Source organism: Mycobacterium sp. (genome assembly GCF_050701675.1).
Taxonomy (GTDB): Bacteria; Actinomycetota; Actinomycetes; order Mycobacteriales; family Mycobacteriaceae; genus Mycobacterium.
Map to the genome: position 1 here is coordinate 1 of NZ_JBOGDD010001147.1, position 3,615 is coordinate 3,615.

Annotated in this window: 3 protein-coding genes; 1 reads left to right on the top strand and 2 read right to left on the bottom strand. The window is 69.0% G+C overall.

Features of this window, described 5'->3' with window-relative positions; genetic code table 11:
- Both ACRDUX_RS35490 and ACRDUX_RS35495 read right to left on the bottom strand, forming a co-directional pair.
- Nucleotides 1-1,007: DHA2 family efflux MFS transporter permease subunit (locus ACRDUX_RS35490; RefSeq protein WP_526421318.1), on the bottom strand; the 1,007-nt coding region annotated here is incomplete at its 3' end.
- Nucleotides 1,008-1,215: 208 nt separating this feature from the next.
- Entirely contained in the window at nucleotides 1,216-2,511 is a 1,296-nt protein-coding gene (locus tag ACRDUX_RS35495; RefSeq protein ID WP_526421320.1) for a multidrug effflux MFS transporter, read from the bottom strand.
- 161 nt (nucleotides 2,512-2,672) lie between these two features.
- Here ACRDUX_RS35495 and ACRDUX_RS35500 point away from each other — a divergent pair, with 161 nt between their 5' ends.
- On the top strand, nucleotides 2,673-3,449 hold the full coding sequence (locus ACRDUX_RS35500) for a hypothetical protein (protein WP_526421322.1): 777 nt from the start codon (nucleotides 2,673-2,675) through the stop codon (nucleotides 3,447-3,449).
- The last annotated feature ends 166 nt before the right edge of the window (nucleotides 3,450-3,615 follow it).

A 3,615-nucleotide genomic window follows, 5' to 3' on the forward strand; every position in this document is an offset into this window, starting at 1 on the left:
GGTCGCGGATGCGCGCGGTCGACGAGCTTGCCCACGAACGGCGCAAGCACGCCCGTCGCGATCGCCATCGGCGCCGTCAGCAATGCCGCCCTGGTCGGGGACAGCCCGCACACCGCCTGCGCGTAGAACATCACCGGAAGGACCATCGCGGTCACGGTGAAGCTGATCACGGCGATTCCGAGGCTGGACAAGCTGAAGTCGTTGTCGCGGAAGATCTTCAGCGGTATCAGCGGCTCGCCTGCGTTGACCGCCTGCCAGTAGACGAAGCCCGCCATCGCGACGACGCCGGCCAGCACCATGGCCCAGATCCAGAGCGCCCAGTCGTGCGACTGGCCCTCCTGCAGCGCGAAGACCACCAGGAACATGCCGACGCCGGACAGCACCACGCCGATCGCGTCGAAACCATGCTGCTTCCCGGTCGGTAGCGACGGGACGAAGACGAAGGCCAACACCAGGCCGAGGACGCCGATGGGCACGTTGACGATGAAGATCCACTGCCAACCCAGTCCGTCGACCAGGACGCCGCCCGCCAGCGGGCCGACCAGAGTGGCGACACCCGCCGTGGCACCCCACACGCTCAATGCCACACCACGGCGCTCAGGCGGGAAGATCCGCGTGATCACCGACAGCGTCTGTGGTGTCAGAAGCGCCGCGCCGATCCCCTGCACGACACGGGCGGCGACGAGTACCTCGATGCTGCCCGCAAGTCCGCACCACAGCGACGCCGCGGTGAAGACCGCCAGCCCGACCAGGTACAGGTTCCGTGGCCCGAACCGGTCACCCAGCCTGCCCGCCAGCAGCAGTGGCACCGCGTAGGCCAACAGGTACGCACTGGTCACCCAGATGACCGCGTCGTAGTCCGCGTTGAGCGCGTCCATGATCGACGGGTTCGCGACCGAGACGATCGTGGCGTCGAGAAGGATCATGAAGAAGCCGACGAGCAGGGCCCACAGTGCGTTCCACGGGTTGTCGGTCCGAGGCCGCAGAATTGGCACCGCCGAGGTCATTGCGATGCCTCGCCGGAGCCGGTCGCTTCGCCCGCCCGGACGCGCAGCAAGGCGGTCCGTGGCATGGCGGCGCGGGGCACCGGAGAACGATTCATTGTCTGCAGCATTTACTCGACCGTGCGTTGCGAGGCTATTGCGCCGACGCTACGGATTGGCCGGTGTCCCGACAAGTCGGCTGCCCAGGCGTGTCACTGGCAAACGGTGCAGTTCACGCAGCGTCGGGTACCGCGCCCGCCAGTGCGCCAACCTCGTCGTCGGCCGAGCCGGAGACGCCCACCGCGAGCAATGCCACCAACGCGACCACCGCGCCCACCGTCATGACCACAGCGAGCGCCAGCTCGTCGTTGCCGAGCACGCCGACCAGCGGAGCCACGGCCGCTCCGAGACCGAACTGCCCGGCGCCGAGCAGCGCCGCCGCCGTGCCTGCGGCATCGGGGTGACGGGACAATGCCACCGCGGGTGCGTTGGGGATGACGAAGCCCATCGCCCCCAGGATGGCCCATACGGGCAGCACGAAGGCGGCCAGTCCGCCGACCCCCGCCGCGGCCAACCCGACGAACACCGCGCCCGCAACCGCGGATGCCGCCAGCGCCCACACCGTGATCATCCCCGGGGTGAACCGGCGCAGGAGCACCACGTTGAACTGCGTCGCCGCGATGAGTGCAATCGCTCCCGCTCCGAAGACCAGCGCGAAGGTCTGCTGGTCGAGACCATGGCGGCCCTGCAGCACGAACGACGCGCCTGCGACGTAGGCGAACAGTCCCGACATGCCCAACGCTGCGACCAGGACGAGGATGACGAAACGCTTGTCCCGCAGCAGCTCGCCGTAGGTGGCCAGGATGCCGCGCACCTTCAGCGGCCGTCGATGCGACACCGGCAGGGTCTCGGGCAGGGCCAGCACCGCGAGGAGAAGAAGCAGGCCCGCGAGCACCACCAGGACGGCGAACACCCAGTGCCAAGAGAAGCGCAGCAGCACGGCCGCCCCGAGCGACGGCGCCACCACCGGCGCCACGCCGAGCACCAGCATGAGCCTCGACATGACGGTGGCGGCCGTGTTGCCCGCGAACAGGTCGCCGACGACCGCGATCGCGACCACCGCCGCGGCAGCCGCGCCGACGCCCTGCAGTCCCCTGGCGATGCCGAGCACCACGATGCTCGGCGCGAAGAGGCACAGCAACGAAGCGAGCATGTGCAGCACGATGCCCGCCATCAGCGGCCGGCGACGACCGAGCGAATCGGAGAGCGGACCGATCAGCAGCTGACCGATGGCCAGGCCCGCCAGGGTCCCGGTGAGGGTCAGCTGCACCACCGACGACGACACCGAGTAGTCCTCGGCGATCCGCGGGAGCGCCGGCAGGTACATGTCGATGGTCAGCGGGCCCAAGGCGACGAGCAGGCCCAGCACGACGATCATCCGGGTCTGACTCGGCACCGGCGTGCCGTCGGCCGACAGCGACCGGGCGGGTACAGCACTCTCGAGGTCCACGTGTCCAGATGCTGCCATGACTTTGTTTAGCAACGGTTACCAATTTTTTCTTCCCAGGGTGAACGGTGACCGATCTCACCCGTGGGCACGCACAGGAACCGTGGTTCGTTGAGCAGGCATCACGATGGGTATGTCAGGGATAACCTGAGCTCGCCCGTCCGGACCTGGAGGCCCACCACATGAGCGCTCGTTCCAGCGCCAAGAGCCAACTGCCCGCCACCGGCAAGGAGGCTGCCGAGGACCCAAGCGTTGCGGCGCGCGCGCTGTCCCAGATCATCGAACGTGGCGCTCGCGTGCAGGCTCCTGCCGTCAAGGCCTACGTCGAGCGACTCCGCGAGCACAGCCCCGACGCGACGCCAGCCGACATGGTCGAGAAGCTGGAGAAGCAGTACCTTGCCGCCGTGATGGCCAGCGGCGCGGCCGTTGGCTCCGCTGCGGCCTTCCCCGGCATCGGCACGCTGGTGGCCATGTCTGCCGTCGCCGGTGAAACCGTCGTGTTCCTCGAGGCGACGGCGGTGTTCGTCCTGGCCGTCGCCGAGGTCTACGGCATTCCCGCTGAACACCGCGAGCGCCGCCGCGCGCTGGTGCTCGCGGTGCTGGTCGGCGACGACGGCAAGCGCGCCGTCGCAGACCTCATCGGTTCGGGTCGGACCGGCGGCGCGTGGCTGTCCGACGGCGCGGCGTCGCTCCCGTTGCCCGCGGTGTCACAGCTGAACGGGCGACTGCTCAAGTTCTTCGTCAAGAAGTACGCGCTGAAGCGTGGGGCGATCGCCTTCGGGAAGATGCTCCCCGTCGGCATCGGCGCGGTGATCGGCGGCGTGGGCAACCGGGCGATGGCCAAGAAGATCATCGGGAACGCCCACGGCGCATTCGGGGCACCGCCTCCGCGGTGGCCCGCGACGCTGCACGTTTTGCCAGGGTCACAGTCGCGGGCGCTGCCCGCGCCGGAGCTGTAGGACGGGTACTCCAGTGGGCCCGAGCGCTTCGCACGCGAAGCGACCGCTGGAACGGGATCGGCCGCCGTTGACGTCGGCTCGATGTGACAAGTGGCGTTGGCCGGTACGCGTTGCGCCGGAAGCGCTAGCCTTTATGCGGCAACGAGCGAGCGGCAGACGGCGCGCC

What these genes read in the sequence shown, in the direction of transcription:
- ACRDUX_RS35500 (WP_526421322.1), top strand. Translation starts at nt 2,673, where the DNA reads ATGAGCGCTCGTTCCAGCGCCAAGAGCCAACTGCCCGCCACCGGCAAG.
- ACRDUX_RS35495 (WP_526421320.1), bottom strand. Translation starts at nt 2,511, where the DNA reads ATGGCAGCATCTGGACACGTGGACCTCGAGAGTGCTGTACCCGCCCGG.